The organism is Chromobacterium sp. IRSSSOUMB001 (genome assembly GCF_023507765.1).
GTDB lineage: Bacteria > Pseudomonadota > Gammaproteobacteria > Burkholderiales > Chromobacteriaceae > Chromobacterium > Chromobacterium haemolyticum.
Window position 1 is genome coordinate 411,062 of record NZ_JALCYU010000002.1, and the last position, 22,317, is coordinate 433,378.

Genomic DNA, 22,317 nt, shown 5'->3' on the forward strand with positions numbered 1-22,317 from the left:
TTATGCGCTCGATACTAAGCAAAGTTCTACTTTCCGCCGGCCTGTGCCTGCTGATGCTGCCGGCGTCCGCCGCGACGATACTGGTGTTCGGCGACAGTCTGTCCGCCGGCTACGGCCTGTCTCCCGGCCAGGGCTGGGTCAGCCTGCTCGCCAAGGAGATGGGGGCGAAGCACCGCATCGTCAATGCCAGCGTCTCCGGCGAAACCACCGCCGGCGGCCTGGCCAGGCTGCCGGACGCGCTGGCGCGCCATCGCCCGGACATCGTGGTGCTGGAACTGGGCGCCAACGACGGCCTGCGCGGCCTGCCGTTGGCGCAGATGCGCGGCAACCTGTCCAAGATGATCGCCTTGGCCAAACAAAGCAAGGCCAAAGTGGTGCTGGTGGGCATGGCCCTGCCTCCGAACTATGGCCCGCAATACGGCGCCGAGTTCCGCAAAGCCTACGCCGACCTGGCCAAGCGCGAACGCCTGCCCTTCGTGCCGCTGCTGGTGGCCGGCTTCGAGGCCGATCTGTCCCAATTCCAGCCGGACGGGCTGCACCCGGTGGCCGCCGCCCAGCCCGCGATGATGCGCACGGTCAAGGCCAAGCTGCCGCTGCGCTGAAAACCCGCGCGCGCGCCGCGCGGCGGCTTCAGACTCGCCCAGGATATTCACGGAGTTGACTTTCTTCGCTGCAACGCAGCAAGATAAGTCAAAAGCATAATCATATCCTGGATTCTTATGAGCCGCCCGCCCCCCGCCCCCTGGCTGAAACGCCTGCTGTCCCCCTATCGCGGCCTGCCCGCCACGGTCTACATCCAGGTGTTGTGCAGCCTGATCAACAATATCGGCGGCATCTCTAAGCTCTTCCTGCCGCTTTATCTGCGCGAGAACTACCAGCTGGGCTATGCGCAGATCGGCCTGATGATGGCGGCCTACGGCGCCGGCGCGCTGCTGGGCTCCCTCAACGGCGGCGCGCTGTCCGACCGCTTCGACGGCCGCAAGCTGGCCACGCTGTTCCTGACCGCCTCCGGCCTGTGCCTGCTGTTGCTGGCGCTGGCGATCCCGCTCTGGCTGTTCGTGCCGGTGCTGCTGGTCTCCGGCTTCGCCGACGGCGCTTTCCGTCCGGTCAATCTGCGGCTGGCGCTGGAGCCCTGTCTGCCTCGGCAGCGCGCGGTGGCCCAGGGCATGCTGCGGGTGGCCTTCAATCTGGGCGTCGCCGGCGCCGGCCTGCTCAGCGGCTCATTGGCCGCCATCGGCTACGACTGGGTTTACGCTGCCAACGCCGCCGCCACGCTGAGCGCGGCGCTGTGGCTGGCCTGGGCCTACCGCCGCAACGACTCGGCGCCCGTCCCTCCGGCTGCGCTCGAAACCGCCGAAACCGGCGCCGAAGCGCTGGTCGGTCCCTCGCGCGACCTTCCCTTTCTGCGCATGTTGCTGGCCCTGACGCTGATGACCGCGGTATTCGACCAGATCTATGTGACGCTGGGACTGTTCCTGCGCGAGCATTATCAACTGGGCCCGCAATGGATGGGCTATCTGTTCACGCTGAACGGGCTGATGGTGGTGGCGCTGCAGATTCCGATCAGCCGCCGCATCCTGGACTGGGGCTTGCTGGCCAGCACCCAGGCCGGCGTGCTGCTGACCGGCGTCTCCTTCCTGTGGCTGACGCTGGGCCAGGGTCCGCTGTGGGCGCTGCTGATGATGACGACGCTGACGCTGGGCGAGCTGTTGGTGTCGCCCTGTTACACCATGCTGGTGATGCACCGCTCGGAAGGCCGGCTGCGCGGCCGCTATCTGGGGCTGTACAACGCGGTGTGGCAGGGCCGCACCCTGTTCGCTCCGGCCTTGGGCACCTGGCTCTACGGCGCGGTGGGCGGCGTCGCGTTGTGGTGGATGTGCGCCGCCGCCGTCTGCCTGTCGGCGCTGATCCAGCAGCCGGCGCTGCGCCTCATGCTCGCCCGCCAATCCGAGCCGGCGCCGCAAAGCCGGTTCAAAGCCGCGCCGGCCAAGGCGAGCCAGGGCGAAAACGGCTGAGGAAGCCGAATGCGCGCGTCGTGGACCGTTCGGACCGCGCTCGCCGCGCCGCCTCTCGGCAAGCGCGGCAGCCTTTGGGCAGGCTGGCCTAGTCCCGCTCCGGCTCCGCGTCCCACACGCACACCCGGTTGCGGCCGGACGCCTTGGCCCGGTACAAGGCGGCGTCCGCCTGCAGCAAGGCTTGCTGGCTGCCGTTCAGCGGCGGCTGGCCCGCCACGCCGATGGACACCGTCTGCGCGTAGCCGTCCGGCAAACCGTCCAGCTGAGCCTGCGCCAGGCGCAGCCTGACCGCCTCCATCTTCTCCGCCAGCCTCTCAGGCGCCAAGCCAGGGGCCAGCACCACGAACTCCTCTCCGCCATAGCGCGCCAGCGTCATCCACCCCTCCAGACAGGAGGCAATGAGCTGCGCCGCCTGCTGCAACACCTGGTCGCCCACCAAATGGCCAAAGCGGTCGTTCACCTGCTTGAACTCGTCCAGATCCAACATCGCCAGGCTCCAGACCGCCTCGTCGGACTGATCCAGTTCCGCCATCCGGCAACGCAAGGCCCGCTGATTCAAGCAGCCGGTCAACACGTCGGAGTCCGCCAGCAGATTCATCTGCTCAGCCGCCTGCTGCAACATCTGCCTGCGCTGTTCCAGCAGTTCCCGCTTGGCCGCGCTTTCCGCGTACAGCGCTTGCAGGCAGCGCAGCACCACCGCATTGCGCTCGCGCAGCCTCACGGTGTCGCGCAGCAGGGGATTGAAGCTGGACAGGAATTCCCACTGCACCAGGATGAAGATCACCGCGCCCACCAGCAAAGCGCTGTACAGCAAAGTGCCCTCGCAGTGGAAACGATACAGCGGGTATATCCAGTAACCGACGAAAAACGTCAGGTGCAGATCGCGGCACGGGGCCAGCAGCAGGCAGACCGCGGCGAAGCCGCCGGCCAGCCACAGCACCACCACGATGCGGTAAGGCCCCTCCGTCTGGGGAAACATGAACCACATCATCATGCTCCACACCAGCGCGCTGAACAGCATCAACTGCCGCAGCGCCTGATAATGCCGGAACACTTGGTCCTGGCTATGCGCGTCACGGCGAAAACGATAAACCAGGCGCGCGAACAGCAATTGCATCAACAGGAACATCCCCACCCAGCTCAAGATGCGCCAGCCGGGCGCATGCCCGAACATCAGCAGACCAAACAGCGGGATGGCGATGAAAGATTGCAGAATCGAGAGCTGGAGCATGGAAACGAACTGACGCACCAATTCCGCCTCCAACTGCGGATGAGGCGCTTGCCAGGGAAACGGCATCAGAATGCCCAGTCTCCGCCTCACGCCTCGGCCTCTCTCGCCAGGCAGACGCGGTCGCGCCCCTGCGCCTTGGCTTGATACAGCGCCTTGTCCGCCTGTTGCAGCAGACTCAGCGGGTCCACGCCCCGCCGCCAGGCGGCCACGCCGCAGGACAAGGTCACGGGCAAGTCGCCGGTCAGACGCCTCCAGTCCCAGCCGCCCACCTTGCCGCGCAGCGCTTCCATGCGCCGGTTCAACTCGGAGCCGCTGCAGGCAGGCGCCAGCAGCAGGAACTCCTCCCCGCCGTAACGGCCGAACAGCTCGCCGTCCGCCAGCGCCTGCTGCGCCAGCGCGCACAGCTGTTGCAACACCTCGTCGCCGCGCGCATGGCCGCAACTGTCGTTGATGCGCTTGAAATGGTCCAGATCGATGATGGCGATGGCGAAAGGCGCGCCCTGGGTTTCCGAATGCTCCAGCAAGCGCTCCATTTCCCGCATCAAGGAACGCATGTTCAACACGCCGGTCAAGGGATCGCGCGAGGCCAGCTCGCTGATGCGTTCCACCGCCCCGTCCAGTTCTATGTTTTTCTGCTCCAGCATCGCGTTGTAACTATCCAACTGCGCCTGCTCCAACGTCAACTCTCGCATCAGGCTGGCGTTTTCTGCGCGCTGTCCCATGGATTCCAGCGCAAAGCGATGCAACAAAGAAGTGAACAGCGTCAGCGACAGACAATAGACGAGGCCGGAAGCGCCCACCCAGCGCAACACCGGTTCCGGAGAGAGAAACAAACGCAGCAGCAGCAAGCCCCAGAGCGGACCGACGAAGCCGTAAAACAGCTCGCGGCGCGCCGACAGCATCGCGCCTTGCACCGCGCTGACCGCAATGCCCCACAGCACCACGATCAGGCTGTATGTCAGGTCGTCGCCGGGCATCAGAATCCAGGCCGCGACGCCCCAGCCCGAGCCCGCGGCGACGATCTGCGCTGAAAAACGCCGGTACAAGGCGGCGATCTGCCAATCGTCGTGTTCGGGGCAACGGCTGGCGCGCCAAGTGGTGCCCCACAGGCTCAGCAGCAGCAGGCTAAAAAGCAACAGCCACAGCAAGGCGGCCGCGAGCGGCGCCCTTCCCCATTCCAGACCGGTCAGCAAAGCCGCGCCCAACAAGGCGTGCGGCACAGACAGGTGGGTGGAGCGCATCACATGCAGCATGGTGTAGCTGTCCAGCTGGCTGATCGGCAAAGACATGGCTCGGGCCTGTCGTTATCTTGGTAACTTATTGTTAGTTATAGCGAGCAATGCGCCAAGTCGGCCAAGGCCGCGCAAGAAAAAGCCCCGCGGGCCAAGGCGCGCGGGGCAGGGTCGGACGCAATCCGTTTACGACGAATTACAGGTCCTTGGCGTTTTCAGCCAGGTAGGAAGCCACGCCCTCGGCGCTCGGCTTCATGCCTTTCTTACCCTTGTTCCAACCCGCCGGGCACACTTCGCCGTGCTCTTCGGTGAATTGCAGCGCGTCAACCATGCGCAGCATTTCGTCGACGTTGCGGCCCAGCGGCAGGTTGTTCACCACTTGGTGCTGCACCACGCCGGAGCGGTCGATCAGGAAAGAACCGCGGAAAGCGACGCCGCCATCGGCTTCAACGTCGAAGGCCTTGCACAGTTCGTGCTGAATATCGGCCACCAGGGTGTAACCAACCTGGCCAATGCCGCCTTTTTCCACCGGGGTGTTGCGCCATGCGGCGTGGGTGAACTGGCTGTCGATGGACACGCCGATTACTTCCACGTTCTTGGCTTTGAAGTCGGCCAGACGGTGGTCGAAAGCGATCAGTTCGGACGGGCACACGAAGGTGAAGTCCAGCGGGTAGAAGAATACTACCGCGTACTTGCCGGCGGTAGCTTGCTTGAAGGAGTAGTTGTCAACGATCTGACCATCGCCCAGCACGGCGGAGAAGGTTTTCGCGCCATCGAAGAAGGGGGCTTGTTTGCCAACGAGTACGGCCATTGCGGATCTCCTTAAAGGTCTTGGTATGACTGCGCTTCCCTGATCGGGCGTCGGGAAACGCGGCGGAATGCGAGGCTTTATAAATCAGGCCCGCCGATATCGGCAAATTGTAAATCCATATCGTTGCGATAAAGTTTTGCAATGCCGGCCCGGCAGGCGCTCGCGTCAAGTATGAGGCTGCTGTTAGATTGGGCCAAAAGCGCAAGGTTCAAGCCAAGGCCGTCAAGAGCCTCAGAATGAAAAACGGCCGCTGCTTGCGCAACGGCCGTTATCGTCGGATCAAACCAGCATCAAGCGGACGGCTCGGCCTTCTGGCGCAGACGCAGGTTCAGTTCGCGCAGTTGCTTGTCGTCCACCGCGTTGGGCGCGTTGGTCAGCAGGCACTGAGCGCGCTGGGTTTTCGGGAAGGCGATCACGTCGCGGATGGACTCCGCGCCGCACATCAGCGTCACCAGGCGGTCCAGACCGAAAGCCAGGCCGCCATGCGGCGGCGCGCCGAACTTCAGGTTGTCCAACAGGAAGCCGAACTTGTTCTGCTGCTCTTCCGGGCTGATTTTCAGCGCGCCGAACACTTTTTCCTGGATGTCGGCGCGATGGATACGGATGGAGCCGCCGCCGATTTCCCAGCCGTTCAGCACCATGTCGTAGGCGCGCGCCAGGCAGGCGCCCGGATCGGTGGCCATCAGGTCCTCGTGGCCCGGCTTCGGGCTGGTGAACGGATGGTGGCAAGCGGTCCAGCGATCGTCGTCCTCGTCGTGCTCGAACATCGGGAAGTCCACCACCCACAGCGGACGCCATTCCTTGACGAAGTAGCCGTTGGCCAGGCCGTGTTCGTGGCCGATCTTGATGCGCAGCGCGCCGATGGCCTCGTTCACCACCTTGGCCTTGTCCGCGCCGAAGAAGATGATGTCGCCGTTTTGCGCGCCGGTGCGCTCGATGATGGCTTTCAGGCCGCCCTCGGACAGGAACTTGACGATGGGCGACTGCAGGCCTTCTTCCGTCGGCTTGCTGGCGTCGTTGACCTTGATGTAAGCCAGGCCCTTGGCGCCGTAGATGCCGACGAACTGGGTGTAGTCGTCGATTTCCTTACGGCTGAGGCCGGAACCGCCCGGCACGCGCAGGGCCACCACGCGACCATTGGCCATGTCGGCGGCGCCGCGGAACACCTTGAACTCTTCCGACTTCATCACATCGGTCAGTTCGGTGAATTTCAGGTCCACGCGCATGTCCGGCTTGTCGGAGCCGTAGTAGAACATCGCGTCGGCGTAAGTCATGCGCGGGAACTGCGGCAGCTCCACGCCCAGCACGTCGCGGAAGATCTCCTTGGTCATGCCCTCGGTGATGTCCATGATCTGGTCCTCGTTCAGGAACGAGGTCTCGATATCGATCTGGGTGAATTCCGGCTGACGGTCGGCGCGCAGGTCTTCGTCTCGGAAGCACTTGGTGATCTGGTAGTAGCGGTCAAAGCCGGCCACCATCAGCAATTGCTTGAACAGCTGCGGCGATTGCGGCAACGCGAAGAATTCGCCCGGATGCACGCGGGACGGCACCAGGTAATCGCGCGCGCCTTCCGGCGTGGAGCGGGTCAGCATCGGGGTTTCGATATCGATGAAGCCCTGCTTGTCCAGATGGTTGCGCACGCCCATCGCCACCTTGTAGCGCAAGCGCAGGTTTTTCTGCATCGCCGGGCGGCGCAGATCAATCACGCGGTTGGTCAGGCGCACGTTCTCGGACAGGTTTTCGTCGTCGATCTGGAACGGCGGCGTGGCGGCGGCGTTGAGGATTTCGATTTCCTTGGCCAGGATTTCGATCTCGCCGGAAATCATCTTGCTGTTGGCGGTGCCGGCCGGGCGCTCACGCACAATGCCGGTGATGGACAGCACGTATTCGCCGCGGCTGCTGTCGGCCAGCTGGAACGCTTCCGGGGTGTCCGGATCAATCACCACCTGCACCAGGCCTTCGCGGTCGCGCAGGTCGATGAAGATCACGCCGCCATGGTCGCGGCGGCGGTGAGCCCAGCCCTTCACGGTGACGGTCTGGCCGAGGTATTTCTTGTCAATAAGTCCGCAATAGTCGGTACGCATTTGGGTAAACCCTTTTATTCAAATTCGTTGAGGCTTCCCCGCCCGGGGGAAAGAAAGGCGTTAAGGGCTAGACAGGGTGTCGGTCTAGCCCTGCCGATTATGTTCGTCGTTCAGGCGCGGACGCTGGGCGGCCGGCGGCGGATTCGGCGCCACCATGCCCATGGAGATCGCGTATTTCAACGCTTCGTCCACGCTCATGTTCAAGTTGCGGGTGTCCTTCTTGGCCACCATCACGAAATAACCCGAGGTCGGGTTGGGGATGGTGGGCACATAGACCCCGATGAACTCGTCGTCGGACAAGGATTCGGACACGACATCAGGCAGCGGGCCGGTTTGAAACGCCACCGTCCACATGCCGGAATGAGGAAACTGGACCAGCAGCGCTTTTTTGAAGGCCTGGCCGGAATCGGACAGCAAGGTGTCGCTGACTTGCTTGACGCTGTTGTAAATGCTCTTCACCACCGGAATGCGGGACAGCAGCGCGTCCCACATATCCAGCACGCGCTGGCCCAGCACATTGGCGGCCAACATGCCGGTGCCCAAAAGAATCATCACAGACAGCACCACGCCCAGGCCCGGCAGATGGAAGCCGAGCAAGGCCTCCGGCTGCCATTCCTGCGGCAGCAGGTTCAGCGTCTGGTCCAGCGAAGTGACGATCAGGTTCAACACCCACAGCGTCACGGCCAGGGGCAACCACACCAGCAAGCCGGTGACCAGATAGCCCTTTAGCGTCATTTTGATTTGCGGCGTCATTGGGGTTTACGCGCACCCACAGCCAGTGCCGCAACTATGCCCACCGCCGCTGTCCGAAGACGCGCTGTCGGAGGATGCGGAGGATGAGCCGCCGGATGCGCCGCCCTTGAAGTCCGTGGCGTACCAGCCGGAACCTTTCAACTGGAAGCCGGCCGCGGACAGCTGCTTGCGATACTCGGCGCTGCCGCAGGCAGGGCATTGAGCGATCGGCTCGTCGCTGAGTTTTTGCAGGTGCTCTTTGGCGACGCCGCAGGCGCCGCAACGGTATTCGTAGATTGGCATAGCTTTGCTTCCCCACCAGTAATCATGATGGCATAATAAACCGAACTCATGCTGCACTGCACTATCCGAGCGAGAACTTCCGCTCGGCATGCCTAGTCGGACAGATGCGGACGAAGCGCCTCGAGATCAAGCCTTCGTTCCCGCCAAATCGTCGATTATATCCGACTGAATCGTCAATACAAAAATCCCTTTGCTTCATTAGCCCGCAATACTGCCCTGCAACCCTACAAATCCCGGAGGTCACATGGTTTACCAAGAGGGTCAGATGGAAAGCATTCGCAACATTCTTGCCGGCAAGAAAGGCCTGATCGTCGGCATCGCCAATGAGAACAGCATCGCCTACGGCTGCGCCAGCGTATTACGCGACCTTGGCGCGGAGTTCGCCGTTACCTACCTGAACCAGAAAGCGGAAAAATATGTGCGTCCGCTGGCCGACCAACTGGGCTCGCCGCTGGTGCTGCCGCTGGACGTGGAGCAGCCCGGGCAGATGGAAGCGGTGTTCGAGGCGATCCGCCAGCAATGGGGCAAACTGGATTTTGTCATTCACTCCATCGCCTTCTGCCCCATGGACGACCTTCACGGCCGCGTCACCGACTGCTCGCTCGCCGGTTTCCAGCAGGCGATGCGCGTGTCCTGCTATTCCTTCATCGAAATGGCCCGCTTGGCCGAACCCTTGATGATTCAGGGCGGCAGCCTGATCACCATGAGCTATTACGGCGCGGACAAGGTGGTGGAGAACTACAACATCATGGGCCCGGTCAAGGCGGCGCTGGAAAGTGTATCGCGCTACCTGGCCAGCGAACTGGGCGCCAAGAACATCCGCGTGCACGCGGTGTCTCCCGGCCCGCTGCGCACTCGCGCCGCCTCCGGCATCGCCCATTTCGATCAATTGATCGAGGACGCCATCGCGCGAGCGCCGCAAAACCGCCTGGTGGAAATCGAGGATGTGGGCACCACCTGCGCCTTCCTCATCTCCGAAGCCGCCCGCGGCCTGACCGGTCAGACCATCTATGTTGATGGCGGCCATCACATCAAGGCCTGAGGGAGCACGCCATGACTCGCGACGAACATGCTTTTTCCGACATCCTCCAACAGGCCGTCGGCCTGGGCCCGCTGCCGATGGCCGTGGCCCACCCCTGCAGCCGCGAAGCGCTGCTGGGCGCGGTGGAGGCAGCCGACCACGGCATCGCCACTCCCATTCTGGTCGCCCCCGCCGCCAGGCTGGCCAAGTTGGCCGACGAACTGGAAGTGGACCTGAAGCGCTTTGAGCTGGTCGACGTGCCGCACAGCCATGCCGCCGCCGAACAGGCGGTGACCCTGGTGCGCGAAGGCTACGCCGACATTCTGATGAAGGGCAGCCTGCACACCGACGAATTCATGGGCGAAGCGCTGGCGCGCGGCACCGGCATCCGTACCGACCGCCGCATCAGCCACGTTTGGATCATGAAGGTGGAAACCTATCCGCGCTATCTGTTCATCACCGACGCCGCGATCAATATCGAGCCCGACCTGCTGACCAAGCGCGACATCTGTCAGAACGCCATCGACCTGACCCAGGCGCTGGGCATTTCCCAGCCCAAGGTGGCCATCCTGGCGGCGGTGGAAACCATCAATCCGGCGATGCGCTCCACACTGGACGCCGCCGCGCTGTGCAAGATGGCGGATCGCGGCCAGATCACCGGCGCCATCCTCGACGGCCCGCTGGCCTTCGACAACGCCATCTCGCGCGAAGCCGCCGACAGCAAAGGCATCGTCTCGCCAGTGGCCGGCGACCCGGACATCCTGCTGGTGCCGGACCTGGAAGCCGGCAATATGCTGGGCAAGCAGCTGACCTATCTCGCCGCCGCTGCTTCCGCCGGCATCGTGATGGGCGCGCGCGCGCCCATCGTGCTGACCAGCCGCGCCGACGACGCCACCGGCCGCCTCGCCTCCGCCGCGGTGGCCAACCTGCTGGCGCACAAACGCCGGCAAAGCGGGCCCCGCTCATGAGCCGGGTACTGCTCGCCGTTAACGCCGGTTCCTCCACGCTTAAATTCCGCGCCTTCACCCCGGATGGACGCCAATTGCTGGCGCGCGGCATGGTGGACCGCTTTGGCCAGACCAAGCCGGAACTGCAATTGCTGGACGGCAAGGGCCAGACGCTGAGCCGCCACGCGCTGGACGACGGCAGCCGCGGCAGCGCCATCGCCGCGGTGATCAACAGCCTGGCCGATCAGCAGCTGGAGCCGCTGGCCGTGGTGCACCGGGTGGTGCACGGCGGCGGCCGCTTCACCGCCGCGCTGCGGCTGGACGCCGACATTCGCGCTCAGTTGGAGGACTATGTGGCGCTGGCGCCGCTGCATCAGCCGGTCAGCCTGTCCGTGATCGCCGCCTTCGAGGAGTACGACGCCCGTTTGCCGCAGTTCGCCTGCTTCGACACCGCCTTCCACGCTCAGCAGCCGGAAGTGGCCACCCGCTTCGGCATCGCCCGCCACTGGCACGACGACGGCGTTCGCCGCTACGGCTTCCACGGCCTGTCCTACGCCGCCATCGCGCGGCGGCTACCGGAACTGGGCCTGGACCGCGCCAAGGTGGTGGTCTGCCACCTGGGCAGCGGCGCCAGCGCCTGCGCGCTGGACGCCGGCCGCAGCATGGCCTCCAGCATGGGCTTCTCCGCGGTGGACGGGCTGATGATGGGCAGCCGTCCCGGCTATATCGACCCTGAAGTCATTCTCTACTGGCAGGAACAGGCCGGCATGAGCGTGGCCGATGTGCGGCGCGAGCTGTACAAGAACTCCGGCCTGCTAGGGGTCTCCGGTCTCTCGTCCGATATGCGCGAACTGCTGGCCAGCGATTTGCCGGCGGCGCGCGAAGCCATCGAGCTGTTCTGCTATCGGGTGGCGCGCGAGGTGGCCAGCCTGGCAGCGGCGATGAAGGGCCTGGATGCGCTGGTATTCACCGCCGGCGTGGGCGAGCACTCGCCGGAGGTGCGCGGCCGAGTGCTGCAACAGCTGGCCTGGCTGGGCTTTGAAGCCGACCAGGCGGCCAACCTGGCCCAGGCCAGGCGGCTGACCACCGCCACCAGCGCGCGCGCCGCCTATGTGCTGCCCACCGACGAGGAGGGCGAGATGGCGCGCCAAGCGGCCGCGCTGCTGCAATAAGCGCAGGGCCCGCCCATGGGCGGGCCCGCTGCCAGCCTGCTCACATTCTTTCCAGCAGCCGCGCAGCGGACTCCAGCCCCGGACAGCTCGCGAGGCTCACTCCAGCCAATCGCTCATCGTCAGGCCAATGCCCAGCGCGCGAGTGCGCACGTTGTAGTCGATCAGGCTTTCGCCGTAACCGTCGAAAGCCTGCACATACCCCCTCAACTTGCCCTTCACCGGGAAACTCCAGTCCAATTGCAGGCCGTGCTTGCCGCTGTCGAAATTAGGCCGCCACAAGGCGCTGAAAGTCTGGCCGCGATATTGGTAGATCGCCTGCAGATCGCCGTGCCCCATGTATTTCACGATATCCGGGTTGTCGTCCTTGTCGCCGGACTCCGGCAGCCGCGCCCACCAACGCCCCTGCAGGGTAAACGGGCCGTTGTCCAACGCCGCCATCGCATACACCCGGTTCCAGCTGCGCGACAAGGGATTGGCGCGGCCATTGGACTGGTGCAACAAACCCAGGCCGCCCATGCGCAGCCGGGTGTCACCCCAGGCCCAATTGGACGGCAACGGGAAAGTCAGAATCAGCTCCGGCTCGTAGTCGGTCTCGCGGAACGGCGCGGAATGCGCCTGGTTGTAGATTTGCCAATGCGATTGCTGGGTGTAGGCGAACCACAGGTTCAGCGGGATATCGAAAATGTCTTCCCACACCTTGGTCTTGAACGACAGCTGGAACTTGGCCTCGGTCTTGTCCAGATCCCCGCCCGGCGTCTGACTGGGCGCACGGGTTGGCGATTGCGGCTCGTTGTTGGGCTTGGCCATCTGCCAGACCGGCAGATAGTAATTGGGGCGGTACAAGCGGAAACCGAAAGTGTCGCCGCGGGAGCGGCCGTCCAAGTCCCATGCTTCTGTCAACCGGCTGGGAGCCGGTACAGCGTCCGGCGGAACGCCGCCGGCCGAAACCTGCCGCTCCTGGGACGGAACGGCGGGGGAAGGCAAGGCCGCCGCGGGCTGGCCGGCGGCTAGTCCGTCATAGCAGGCCAAACGCAGCTTGGCGTCCGCCAGGCGGCCGCACTCGGCCAGTTGCTGCGGCAGCTCCGCCGCCAGGGTCTGCGCCGCGCACAAAGCCAGCGCACAAGCCGTCCATCCAGACATAGCCATGCCTCCCCCAGGGAAATCAATGCGCCAGACACACAAAAGGCCCCGCGATGCGGAGCCTTTGCGTATTCTTCAGCGCTGGGCTGTGATCAGGCCATGGCCTTGATCTGAGCCGACAGACGGCTCTTGTGACGAGCGGCCTTGTTCTTGTGGAACACGCCCTTGTCAGCAATGCGGTCAATCACTTTTTCGGAAGTGTGGAACACTACCTTGGCAGCGGCTTTATCGCCGGCTTCAACTGCCTTGAGCACTTTCTTAACTGCAGTACGGAATGCAGTACGCAGGCTGGCGTTGTGCGCGCGCTGCTTAAGGGCTGTGCGTGCACGCTTGCGAGCTTGTGCGCTGTTAGCCATGAATCTTTCTCCTGATGAGCGGAATCTGAAACCCGCGATTCTAAGCCCTAAACTCAGGTTTTGCAACAATAAACCTGGCGGCGTACACTAGCGGGCCTGCTCAACGCTAGATAAACCACCCGCAACATGAATCTGCTCAAGGCTCTGGCTGCTGTCAGCAGCATGACCATGGTGTCCCGCATCCTGGGCCTGGTCCGCGACACCATCATCGCTCGCGTTTTCGGGGCCGGCATGGCCGCCGACGCCTTCAACGCCGCCTTCAAGATTCCCAACATGCTGCGCCGCCTGTTCGCCGAAGGCGCGTTTTCGCAAGCTTTCGTGCCCATTCTGGGCGAATACAAGAACCAGCGCAGCGAAGAGGAAACCCGCGAATTCGTCGCCAAAATCACCGGCGTGCTGGGTTCGGTGCTGCTGCTGGTCACCGCCGTCGGCATGCTGGCCGCGCCTCTGATCATGTGGATATCCGCGCCCGGCTTTTACCGCGAACCGGCCAAAGCGGCTCTGTTCGCCGATATCCTGCGCGTGTCCTTCCCTTATATTTTCTTCATTTCGCTGTCGTCCATGACTGGCAGCGTGCTCAACAGCTGGGGCAAGTTCTCGATTCCGGCCTTCACGCCCACCTTTCTCAACCTCAGCTTCATCGTGTTCGCGCTGTTCTTCAGCAGCCACTTTGATCCGCCCATCATGGCGCTGGCCTGGGCGGTGTTTGTCGGCGGCCTGGTGCAACTGGTGTGGCAGTTGCCCTTCCTGAAACAGATAGGCATGCTGGCGCGCCCGGTGTTCGCCTTCCGCGACCCGGCGGTCTGGCGCGTGATCAAACAGATGGGGCCGGCCATTTTCGGCGTGTCGGTGGCGCAGATCTCGCTGCTGATCAACTCGACCTTCGCCTCCTTTCTGCCCACCGGCAGCGTGTCCTGGATGTATTACGCGGACCGGCTGATGGAGTTCCCCTCCGGCGTGCTGGGCGTGGCGCTGGGCACCATCCTGCTGCCCTCTCTATCCAAACACGCGGCCACCCGCTCCGACGGCGAGTTCAGCGTGCTCTTGGACTGGGGCATCCGCCTGTCCTTGCTGCTGGCGGTGCCGGCCACGGTGGGCCTGGGCCTGCTGTCCGGCCCGCTGCTGGCCACGCTGTTCACCTACGGCAAATTCACCGCCCACGACGCGCTGATGTCGCAGCAGGCAGTGATCGCCTACTCCTTCGGCCTGCTCGGCCTGATTCTGGTCAAAGTGCTGGCGCCCGGCTTCTACGCGCGCCAGGACATCAAAACCCCGGTCCGCATCGCCCTGATCACCCTGTGCCTGACCCAAGTGATGAACCTGGCCTTCGTGTTCCCGCTCAAGCACGCCGGCCTGGCGCTGTCCATCGGCCTCGCCTCCTGCCTCAACGCCGGCCTGCTGCTGCGCGCGCTGCTCAGACGCGGCATCTACCAGCCCTCCGCCGGCTGGGGCGGCTTCCTCGGCAAAATGGCCGTGGCCATCGCCGCCATGGCCGCCGCCTTGCTGGCGCTGCAATGGCTGCTGCCCATCCACTGGCACGGCCCAGCCTGGCTGCGCGTGGCCTGGCTCAGCCTGCTGGTGACGGCCGGCGCGGTCGTCTATTTCGCCGCGCTGTTCGCGCTCGGCTTCCGCCCGCGCGACTTCATGCGCCGCGAACGCTAAACATGAGCAGCCTGCCGCGCACGCCCTTCCTGACGCCCGCCGACCGCCAGGCCGCGGGCGTGCTGCTGGTGAGCTGTCTATGCCTGACCCTGCTCTACTACCCCGCCAACCGCTACTGGATGCTGGACTGGCTGCAACAATCGTGGCCGGCGCTGGGCCTGTCCTTCCGCCAGCAGGTGGTGCACAACCCGGACACCGATCTCTACCGCGCCGCCTATTGGGCGCTGGCCAGCATCGCCAGCTACTGCCTGCTGCCGCTGCTGGCCATCCGCCTGCTGGACCGCCGCCCGCTGGCCGACTTCGGCCTGGCCTGGCCGGACCGCGCCGCCTTGAAAACCGACCTGAAGCTGTTTCCGCTGTTCTACGCGGTGATGCTGCCCCTGGTATGGTGGGCGTCGGGACAGCCGGGCTTTTTGAAGATCTACCCTTTTTTCCGACTTAGCGCCGGCGAAAGCCTGTGGCCGCACTGGCTGCTGTGGGAGCTGTTGTACTTCGCCCAATTCGCCGCGCTGGAATTCTTCTTTCGCGGCTATATGGTGCATGGGCTCAAGCCCAGGCTGGGCGTCAGCGCCGTCTTCGTGATGGTACTGCCCTACTGCATGATCCATTTTGAAAAACCGCTGCTGGAAAGCCTGGCCGCCATTGTCGCCGGCGTCGCGCTGGGCGCGCTCAGCTATCGCTACCGCTCCATCTGGCTGGGCATCGCCTTGCACTGCAGCGTGGCGCTGACCATGGATGTGATGGCGCTGTGGCGCAAGGGCCTGCTTTAAAAAGCGGCTCACGACCTGCGGCCTCTTTGAAAATCGATATAATTCAAGCCATGAACACTCAATCCATGTCTCCGGAGCAATCGCCTCTGGGCAAAACCGTCAGCTACCAGGACCATTACGCCCCCGGCCTGCTGTTTCCGATCCCACGCCAAGTCAAGCGCGATGAAATCGGCGTGGACGCCGCCGCGCTGCCGTTTGCCGGCGTGGACATCTGGACCGGTTTCGAGCTGTCCTGGCTCAATGCACGCGGCAAGCCGCAAGTGGGGATCGCCACCTTCCGCATTCCGGCCGACAGCCCGAAGCTGATCGAATCTAAATCGTTCAAGCTCTATCTGAACAGCTACAACCAGACCCGGATGGCCGGCCTGGACGCGCTGCGCCGCCAGCTGGCCGACGACCTATCCGCCGCCGCCGGCAAGGCGATAGGCGTCGACATCATGCTGCCGCAAGAGTTTGGCGGCGAAACCATCGCCGAACTGGCCGGCGACTGCATCGACGATCTGGACATCGAGGTGGATAACTACGCGCCCTGCCCGCAGATCCTGCGCGCCGACGCCGACGATGTCGTCAGCGAAACCCTGTGCAGCCATCTGCTGAAATCCAACTGCCTGGTCACCGGCCAACCGGACTGGGGCAGTGTGCAGATCCGCTACACCGGCCCACGGCTGGACCGCGAGGCGCTGCTGCGCTACCTGATAGGCTTCCGCCAGCACAATGAATTCCACGAGCAATGCGTGGAGCGCATCTTCACCGATCTGCTGCGCGCCTGCGCGCCCAGCCGGCTAACCGTCTACGCGCGCTACACCCGCCGCGGCGGGCTGGACATCAACCCCTTCCGCAGCAATTGCGGCGAGATGCCGGTGGGCAACACCCGCACCGCGCGGCAATAAGCTTGTTCTGAGCGGGAAAAGCAAACAGGCCGGCAAATGCCGGCCTGTTTGTCGTTCTGGAAACGATGATCAATGGATCTTAGAGCCTGTTTACGATCTCGCGAGCTAGGGCGAGACAAGGCAAAAACGGTTGAAGAAGCGGAATGTACAGGTGGTACATGAGCATTCTGAAAGCGTTTTTAACGCCGTATCGCCGACGCGTAGCAGATCGTAAACAGGCTCTTAAGGATAGAACCAATAAAGGCTATACCCCATCGCATGCACCTTGCCCGCGTCCAGCCGCATAGTCACCTTGACCTCGCTGTTGGAGTTGAAGTGGCCGAGCTTGAAATCGTCGGCCTTCAAATACTCCTTGGGCGCGAACACCTTGCGAATCAGCACCTGATCGTCCGAATCCTTCAGCGTCACTTCCAGCATCGGATAGGCCTGGGAGTAAGTGGCGTGGTTCTTCAGCGTGGCGGACAACTGGATCAGATTGGGGAAATCCGGGACGAAGGCCAATTCCGACCACTCGGTGCGCACGCGGGCGATGTCGGTGGGCCAAGGCACCGCGCAGCCTACGGCGCCGCACAGGCTTTCCAGCGTCGGACGCAGCTCCGGCACTTCCGCCGCGATCCGGGTGCGGTTGAAATACACCAATTGGCCGGCCAACACCAGCACGCCTATCACCGAGGCGAGGACAGCCAGGAAGGTTAGCGCCGGATGGCGTCGCCGCGGCGACTCGTCCGGCACGTCCTCACGGTGGCTAGACAGCGGCTCGACGCGCGCTTCCTGCATCGGTCTGGCGGGGGGCTCTTCAAACTTGGGCTCAGCAATCGCTGCCGGCGCGGCTTCCGCTTCCGGTTCCGGCGCGGGGCGACGACGGTTGCCGAACACCTCCGGCGCGGGCTCCGCGGCGGCAGGCGGCTCGGCGTCAAACGGGTTGCCCAGCGGCGCGCTGACATGGCGATTCTGCATCGCCTCCGCCAAAGCGCGCTGGAACTCCTCGACGTCGGCGCGGGCGGCCGGGGCCTCCTCCGCCATCGGCGGCGGCATCAGCAATTCGTCCGGCGGCGCTTCCGCCACGCTGGCGCCCGGATCGAAATCCGGCACTTCCAGCTCGAAATCGTCCAGCGCCTCGCGAGGCTGGGCAGCCGGCTGCGGAACGGCCGGCTGCGGCGCCACGGCGCGCGGAGGCTCCGCCGGCGGCGCTTCCGCCGCGACGAAGTGCTCGGTGGCGTTGAACACATGCGAACAGCGCCCGCAGCGCACCAAGCCATTGGCGGCCGCTAATTGGGCATCATTGACCTTGAAGCGTGTCTGGCAATTGGGGCACTGTGTCGTATATGTCATACCGTGGGACGTCGGGTTCCTGTCAGTCTGGTCCATCCTTCGTCGAACACCGGAGCGTCCATCTGGAACCATTGTTCGTAGATGGCCGACAATTCTTCGGCTTGTTCGGCGAGAATGCCTGAAAGCACGATTCTACCACCGGTTTTGACGTGGCTCGCCAGCAACTGGCCCAACATGCGCAGCGGATTGGCCAGAATATTGGCCAGTACCACGTCGTAGACCGCTTCCGGGTTCTGGTCCGGCAGGCGGAAATCCGCCTTGACCTGGTTCTGCTCGGCGTTGTCCTGGCTGGCCCGCACCGCCTGCGGGTCGATATCCACGCCCAAGGCCGAAACCGCGCCCAACTTCAGCGCGGCGATGGCGAGGATGCCCGAGCCGCAACCGTAGTCCAGCACGCTTTCTCCGCCTTGCAGATGCGCGTCCAGCCACTGCAGACACAAGCGCGTGGTGGGATGGCTGCCGGTGCCGAAAGCCAGGCCCGGGTCCAGTTGCAGGTTGACGGCGTTCGGCGCCGGCGGTTCGTGCCAGGTCGGCGTGATCCACAGCCGGTCCGAAATCCGGATCGGATCAAACTGCGACTGGGTCAGACGCACCCAATCCTGCTCTTCCACCCGCTCCACGTTGTAGCTGGGCAGGCTCAGGCCGCAGGCGTTGGCGGCGGCGGCGATCAGCAGGGCCACGTCGGCCGCTTCATCAAACAGGGTGATGATGCGGCTGCGGCTCCACAGCTTGTCCACCGGCTCGCCGGGCTCGCCGAAAATGGGTTCTTCGCGCTCGGTGCCGGCAAAAGCGTCCTCGATCGCGGTGGACAGCGCGCCGGCGTCCATCAACGCGTCGGCCAGACGCTCGGCAACGGTTGACTCGGCGTCAATGGTGGCTTGCAGCCAGGCCATCACGCGCCCCCTTTTTTCTGCTGCGACAAACGCTGCTCCAGATAGTGAATGCACGTGCCGCCGCGTTGGAAGGCCGCGTCCATGAACAGTTCCTGATGCAGCGGAATGTTGGTCTTGATGCCGGAAATGGAGATTTCCGACAGCGCCACCCGCATCCGCGCCATCGCCTGCTCGCGGGTATCGCCGAAGGCGATCAGCTTGCCCACCATGGAATCGTAATGCGAAGGCACGGTGTAGCCCTGGTAAATATGCGAATCGATGCGAATGCCCGGGCCGCCGGCCGGATGGTAGCTTTCGATCTTGCCCGGGGACGGCACGAAGGTGAACGGGTCCTCGGCGTTGATCCGGCACTCCATCGCATGGCCGCGCAACACCACGTCTTTTTGTTTGTAGCGCAGTTTCTCGCCGGCGGCGATGCGGATCTGCTCTTGCACGATGTCGATGCCGGTAATCATCTCGGTCACCGGGTGCTCAACCTGCACGCGGGTATTCATCTCGATGAAGTAGAACTCGCCTTTCTCGAACAGGAATTCGAAAGTGCCGGCGCCGCGGTAGCCGATGCGTCGGCAAGCTTCGGCGCAGGCTTCGCCTATCTTCTGGCGCTGCTTGTCGGTGATGCCCGGCGCCGGCGCTTCCTCAATGATCTTCTGGTGGCGGCGCTGCATCGAGCAGTCGCGCTCGCCCAGATAGATGGCGTTGCCGTATTCGTCCGCCAGAATCTGGATTTCGATGTGGCGCGGCTCTTCCAGGAATTTTTCCATGTAGACGGTGGGGTTGCCAAAAGCCGCGCCGGCTTCAGTGCGGGTCATCTGCACCGAATTGATCAGCGCGCCTTCGGTATGCACCACGCGCATGCCGCGACCGCCGCCGCCGCCGGCGGCCTTGATGATCACCGGGAAACCGATCTTCTTGGCGATCTTGACGATTTCGGCCGGATCTTCCGGCAAGGCGCCGTCGGAGCCCGGCACGCAGGGCACGCCGGCCTCTATCATCGCGTTCTTGGCGGACACCTTGTCGCCCATCTGGCGGATGGTGTCCGGACGCGGGCCGATGAACACGAAGCCGGACTGCTCGACGCGCTCGGCGAAGTCGGCGTTTTCCGACAGAAAACCGTAACCCGGATGGATGGCCTGGGAGTCGGTCACTTCGGCGGCGGCGATCAGGGCCGGCACGTTCAGGTAACTCTTGCCGCTAGGCGCCGGGCCGATGCAAACCGACTCGTCGGCCAGCTTCACGTACTTGGCTTCGCGGTCGGCCTCGGAATGCACCACCACGGTCTTGATGCCCATTTCGCGGCAGGCGCGCTGGATACGCAGGGCAATCTCGCCCCGGTTGGCAATCAGAATTTTTTCAAACATGGAATTCTCCGCTGGCGGCCCCGCCGGCGTCGTCGCCGGCGGGGCCGCCAATGCTGTCGTGGCAAACGACAAGGGCACAGACGCTGCGCCGTGCCCCCTTGCCGTCAGCCTGTCGTCTGGCTTACTCGATGATGAACAACGGCTCGCCGAATTCCACCGGCTGGCCGTCTTCAACCAGAATGGCCTTGACCACGCCGGAACGGTCGGCTTCGATCTCGTTCATCAGCTTCATCGCTTCGATGATGCACAGGGTATCGCCGGCGTTGACGTTCTGCCCCACCTCGATGAAGCTCTTGGCGCCCGGACTGGGCGAACGATAGAACGTACCCACCATAGGCGATTTCATTGCGTTCTTGTCGTTGCTGGCCGGCGCGGCGGCCTCGGCAACCGGAGCGGCAACGGCTGCGCTTTGCGCGTTGGGCACTTGCAGTGCGGTCATCGGCTGAGCGTAAGCCATCTGCGGCGCGGCGGATACGCGGGTGATGCGGACTTTTTCTTCCCCCTCGGTCACTTCGAGTTCGGCGATGCCGGATTCCTCGACGAGATCGATCAGCTTCTTGAGTTTACGGAGATCCATTGATAATCCTTCGAGTGGGATATTCGGTAGAGTGAGTCAGGCTTGCGCGGCAAGGTGCCGGATGGCGTGCGCAAGCGCCAGTTCATAGCCGTGGGCGCCGAGTCCGCAGATCACGCCGACCGCGAGGTCGGAGAAATACGAATGTTGGCGGAACGGTTCGCGGGCATGAACGTTGGAAAGGTGGACTTCGATAAACGGCACTCGCACCGCCGCCAGCGCATCGCGCAAGGCGACGCTGGTATGGGTGAAAGCGGCCGGATTGACCAGAATGAAGGCAGTACCGTCATGCAGGCACTGCTGCACGCGATCAATCAACACATGTTCCGCATTGCTCTGCAATGCCGACAATTCAAACCCTGCGGCGCTAGCCTGCTGTTCCAGCCGCTGGTTGATATCGTCAAGCGTTTCCCGGCCGTAGTGCTGCGGCTCCCGCTGTCCCAGCAGATTGAGGTTGGGGCCATGCAACACGAGGATTTTTCCGGTCAAAGCCTGCTCCTGTTTATCATCTTGGGCGCGAGTTTGCCGCAATTCGCTGCAAGATGTCTAGCTTTTGCATCATTTAAAACAGTTGTTTGGACACCAGACACGGTCATTCTTCGAGTCAAAGCACTAGTATCCACGGGCGTTTTTCCACGTGGCAAGTTTTTACCGCCTTGCCGAAAATCGATGTTGATTCAGCGCAAATCCCGCCACTTCGCTCACTAAGCTGATGCCGGAGGGCGGCGGCACGGGTATAATTTGCCGATTCTGAATCTTTTACGTCTTATGCAGCTTTCCGACTTCGACTACCACCTGCCCGAGCGCTTGATCGCCCAGCACCCTCCGGCGGAGCGCGGCGCCAGCCGCTTGCTGCGCGTGGCCGGCCATGACCGCGCCAATCTGCGCTTCACCGATTTCATTGATCAGGTCAGCCCCGGCGACGTGATGGTGTTCAACGACACCCGCGTGATCAAGGCGCGGCTGTTCGGCGAAAAAGCCAGCGGCGGCAAGATCGAGGCGCTGATTGAACGCGTGCTGGACGCGCACACCGCGCTGGCCCACGTCCGCGCCTCCAAATCGCCCAAGCCCGGCACCCGGCTGATCTTCGCCGATCGCTGGGAGGCGGAGATGGTAGAGCGCCACGGCGAACTGTTCAAGCTGCGCTTCCTGGCCGAGGACAATCTGTTCGACATCCTGGAAGCCTCCGGCAAGCTGCCGCTGCCGCCTTATATAGAACGCGGCGCCGGCCACGAGGATGACGAGCGCTACCAAACCGTCTACGCCCGCGAACGCGGCGCGGTGGCGGCGCCCACCGCCGGCCTGCATTTCACCGAGGACATGCTGGAGCGGCTGCGCGCCAAAGGCGTGCGGCTGGCCTACGTCACCCTGCACGTCGGCGCCGGCACCTTCCAGCCGGTGCGGGTGGACAATATCGCCGAACATAAGATGCACAGCGAGATCTACGAAGTGCCGGAAACCACTCGCGCGCTGATAGCGGAAGCCCACGCCGCAGGCCGCAAAGTGCTGTCGGTGGGCACCACCAGCATGCGCGCGTTGGAATCCGCGGCCCGCGGCGGCGAACTGACCGCAGGCCATGGCGAAACCGACATCTTCATCACTCCGGGCTATCGCTTCCGGGTGGTGGACCGCCTGCTGACCAATTTCCACCTGCCCAAGTCCACGCTGCTGATGTTGGTCTCGGCCTTCGCCGGCTACGAGGAGATCCGCGCCGCCTACCAGCACGCGGTGGAGCAGGAATACCGTTTCTTCAGCTATGGCGACGCCATGCTGCTGGAACGAAAAGACTGATGC

At 63.7% G+C, this 22,317-nt stretch carries 22 protein-coding genes; 9 read left to right on the forward strand and 13 right to left on the reverse strand.

Going from position 1 to position 22,317, the window contains the following annotated elements; all coding sequences use genetic code 11:
- Window positions 1-2: 2 nt before the first annotated feature.
- Complete coding sequence (locus MOV80_RS04050; protein ID WP_048414371.1) at window positions 3-602, forward strand: arylesterase; 600 nt, start codon at window positions 3-5, stop codon at window positions 600-602.
- Between the two features lie 117 nt (window positions 603-719).
- Window positions 720-2,015 carry an MFS transporter gene (locus tag MOV80_RS04055; RefSeq protein WP_107732813.1) on the forward strand — a complete coding sequence of 432 codons (1,296 nt, stop codon included), beginning with the start codon at window positions 720-722 and terminating at the stop codon, window positions 2,013-2,015.
- A gap of 88 nt (window positions 2,016-2,103) precedes the next feature.
- Here the strand turns inward: MOV80_RS04055 and MOV80_RS23550 are convergent, their stop codons facing one another.
- The 6 genes from MOV80_RS23550 to MOV80_RS04085 all read right to left on the reverse strand — a co-directional run bounded on the left by MOV80_RS23550 (window position 2,104) and on the right by MOV80_RS04085 (window position 8,408).
- Window positions 2,104-3,336 (reverse strand): GGDEF domain-containing protein, encoded by a 1,233-nt coding sequence (locus tag MOV80_RS23550; protein ID WP_146176146.1) that lies wholly within the window; start codon window positions 3,334-3,336, stop codon window positions 2,104-2,106.
- A complete protein-coding gene (locus MOV80_RS04065; RefSeq protein ID WP_107732815.1) occupies window positions 3,333-4,535 on the reverse strand; it encodes a GGDEF domain-containing protein in 1,203 nt (400 codons plus the stop codon). The genes MOV80_RS23550 and MOV80_RS04065 overlap by 4 nt, the downstream gene beginning before the upstream one ends.
- Before the next feature lie 139 nt (window positions 4,536-4,674).
- The gene (locus MOV80_RS04070) at window positions 4,675-5,289 is read right to left on the reverse strand and encodes a peroxiredoxin C (protein ID WP_019103359.1); all 615 of its coding nucleotides are present in this window, start codon (window positions 5,287-5,289) and stop codon (window positions 4,675-4,677) included.
- Window positions 5,290-5,579: 290 nt separating this feature from the next.
- A complete protein-coding gene (gene aspS / locus MOV80_RS04075) occupies window positions 5,580-7,373 on the reverse strand; it encodes an aspartate--tRNA ligase (protein ID WP_249604853.1) in 1,794 nt (597 codons plus the stop codon).
- Window positions 7,374-7,457: 84 nt separating this feature from the next.
- Complete coding sequence (locus tag MOV80_RS04080; protein WP_043632133.1) at window positions 7,458-8,126, reverse strand: DUF502 domain-containing protein; 669 nt, start codon at window positions 8,124-8,126, stop codon at window positions 7,458-7,460.
- Between the two features lie 6 nt (window positions 8,127-8,132).
- Window positions 8,133-8,408 (reverse strand): zinc ribbon domain-containing protein, encoded by a 276-nt coding sequence (locus tag MOV80_RS04085; protein ID WP_114153413.1) that lies wholly within the window; start codon window positions 8,406-8,408, stop codon window positions 8,133-8,135.
- Between the two features lie 265 nt (window positions 8,409-8,673).
- Here MOV80_RS04085 and fabI point away from each other — a divergent pair, with 265 nt between their 5' ends.
- From fabI to MOV80_RS04100, 3 genes are read left to right on the forward strand one after another with little or no spacing between them, the layout of a single operon-like run.
- Window positions 8,674-9,450 (forward strand): enoyl-ACP reductase FabI, encoded by a 777-nt coding sequence (gene fabI / locus MOV80_RS04090; RefSeq protein WP_043632752.1) that lies wholly within the window; start codon window positions 8,674-8,676, stop codon window positions 9,448-9,450.
- 11 nt (window positions 9,451-9,461) lie between these two features.
- Window positions 9,462-10,397, forward strand: coding sequence for a phosphate acetyltransferase (locus MOV80_RS04095; protein ID WP_043632128.1), 936 nt, complete (start codon window positions 9,462-9,464; stop codon window positions 10,395-10,397).
- Complete coding sequence (locus MOV80_RS04100; RefSeq protein WP_203389545.1) at window positions 10,394-11,548, forward strand: acetate/propionate family kinase; 1,155 nt, start codon at window positions 10,394-10,396, stop codon at window positions 11,546-11,548. Before MOV80_RS04095 ends, MOV80_RS04100 begins: the two co-directional genes overlap by 4 nt.
- Window positions 11,549-11,644: 96 nt before the next feature.
- Here the strand turns inward: MOV80_RS04100 and MOV80_RS04105 are convergent, their stop codons facing one another.
- Together MOV80_RS04105 and rpsT are read right to left on the reverse strand one after the other, a co-directional pair.
- Window positions 11,645-12,688 (reverse strand): phospholipase A, encoded by a 1,044-nt coding sequence (locus tag MOV80_RS04105; protein WP_249604854.1) that lies wholly within the window; start codon window positions 12,686-12,688, stop codon window positions 11,645-11,647.
- Between the two features lie 92 nt (window positions 12,689-12,780).
- On the reverse strand, window positions 12,781-13,044 hold the full coding sequence (gene rpsT, locus MOV80_RS04110; RefSeq protein ID WP_039756090.1) for a 30S ribosomal protein S20: 264 nt from the start codon (window positions 13,042-13,044) through the stop codon (window positions 12,781-12,783).
- Between the two features lie 126 nt (window positions 13,045-13,170).
- On the opposite strand from rpsT, the gene murJ reads away from it, so the two are divergent.
- Genes murJ through queF form a run of 3 tightly spaced genes read left to right on the forward strand, consistent with a single transcriptional unit; the run spans window position 13,171 to window position 16,366 of the window.
- Complete coding sequence (murJ, locus tag MOV80_RS04115; protein WP_019103350.1) at window positions 13,171-14,706, forward strand: murein biosynthesis integral membrane protein MurJ; 1,536 nt, start codon at window positions 13,171-13,173, stop codon at window positions 14,704-14,706.
- A gap of 2 nt (window positions 14,707-14,708) precedes the next feature.
- Window positions 14,709-15,476 carry a CPBP family intramembrane glutamic endopeptidase gene (locus tag MOV80_RS04120; protein ID WP_019103349.1) on the forward strand — a complete coding sequence of 256 codons (768 nt, stop codon included), beginning with the start codon at window positions 14,709-14,711 and terminating at the stop codon, window positions 15,474-15,476.
- A 50-nt stretch (window positions 15,477-15,526) separates the two neighbouring features.
- Window positions 15,527-16,366, forward strand: a complete 840-nt coding sequence (queF, locus tag MOV80_RS04125; protein ID WP_249604855.1) for an NADPH-dependent 7-cyano-7-deazaguanine reductase QueF — start codon at window positions 15,527-15,529, stop codon at window positions 16,364-16,366.
- A 222-nt stretch (window positions 16,367-16,588) separates the two neighbouring features.
- Here queF and MOV80_RS04130 read toward each other — a convergent pair whose 3' ends face one another.
- From MOV80_RS04130 to aroQ, 5 genes are all read right to left on the reverse strand, one after another.
- The gene (locus MOV80_RS04130; protein WP_043592853.1) at window positions 16,589-17,698 is read right to left on the reverse strand and encodes a DUF3426 domain-containing protein; all 1,110 of its coding nucleotides are present in this window, start codon (window positions 17,696-17,698) and stop codon (window positions 16,589-16,591) included.
- On the reverse strand, window positions 17,695-18,591 hold the full coding sequence (gene prmA / locus MOV80_RS04135) for a 50S ribosomal protein L11 methyltransferase (protein WP_043592855.1): 897 nt from the start codon (window positions 18,589-18,591) through the stop codon (window positions 17,695-17,697). The genes MOV80_RS04130 and prmA overlap by 4 nt, the downstream gene beginning before the upstream one ends.
- Complete coding sequence (gene accC, locus MOV80_RS04140) at window positions 18,591-19,949, reverse strand: acetyl-CoA carboxylase biotin carboxylase subunit (RefSeq protein WP_249604856.1); 1,359 nt, start codon at window positions 19,947-19,949, stop codon at window positions 18,591-18,593. Before accC ends, prmA begins: the two co-directional genes overlap by 1 nt.
- Window positions 19,950-20,070: 121 nt before the next feature.
- Window positions 20,071-20,526, reverse strand: a complete 456-nt coding sequence (accB, locus tag MOV80_RS04145; protein WP_043592859.1) for an acetyl-CoA carboxylase biotin carboxyl carrier protein — start codon at window positions 20,524-20,526, stop codon at window positions 20,071-20,073.
- A 36-nt stretch (window positions 20,527-20,562) separates the two neighbouring features.
- Window positions 20,563-21,012: a type II 3-dehydroquinate dehydratase gene (gene aroQ, locus MOV80_RS04150; protein WP_043592887.1), complete on the reverse strand. Its 450-nt coding sequence runs from the start codon at window positions 21,010-21,012 to the stop codon at window positions 20,563-20,565.
- 279 nt (window positions 21,013-21,291) lie between these two features.
- On the opposite strand from aroQ, the gene queA reads away from it, so the two are divergent.
- Window positions 21,292-22,314 carry a tRNA preQ1(34) S-adenosylmethionine ribosyltransferase-isomerase QueA gene (queA, locus tag MOV80_RS04155; protein WP_019101333.1) on the forward strand — a complete coding sequence of 341 codons (1,023 nt, stop codon included), beginning with the start codon at window positions 21,292-21,294 and terminating at the stop codon, window positions 22,312-22,314.
- Window positions 22,315-22,317 lie beyond the last annotated feature (3 nt).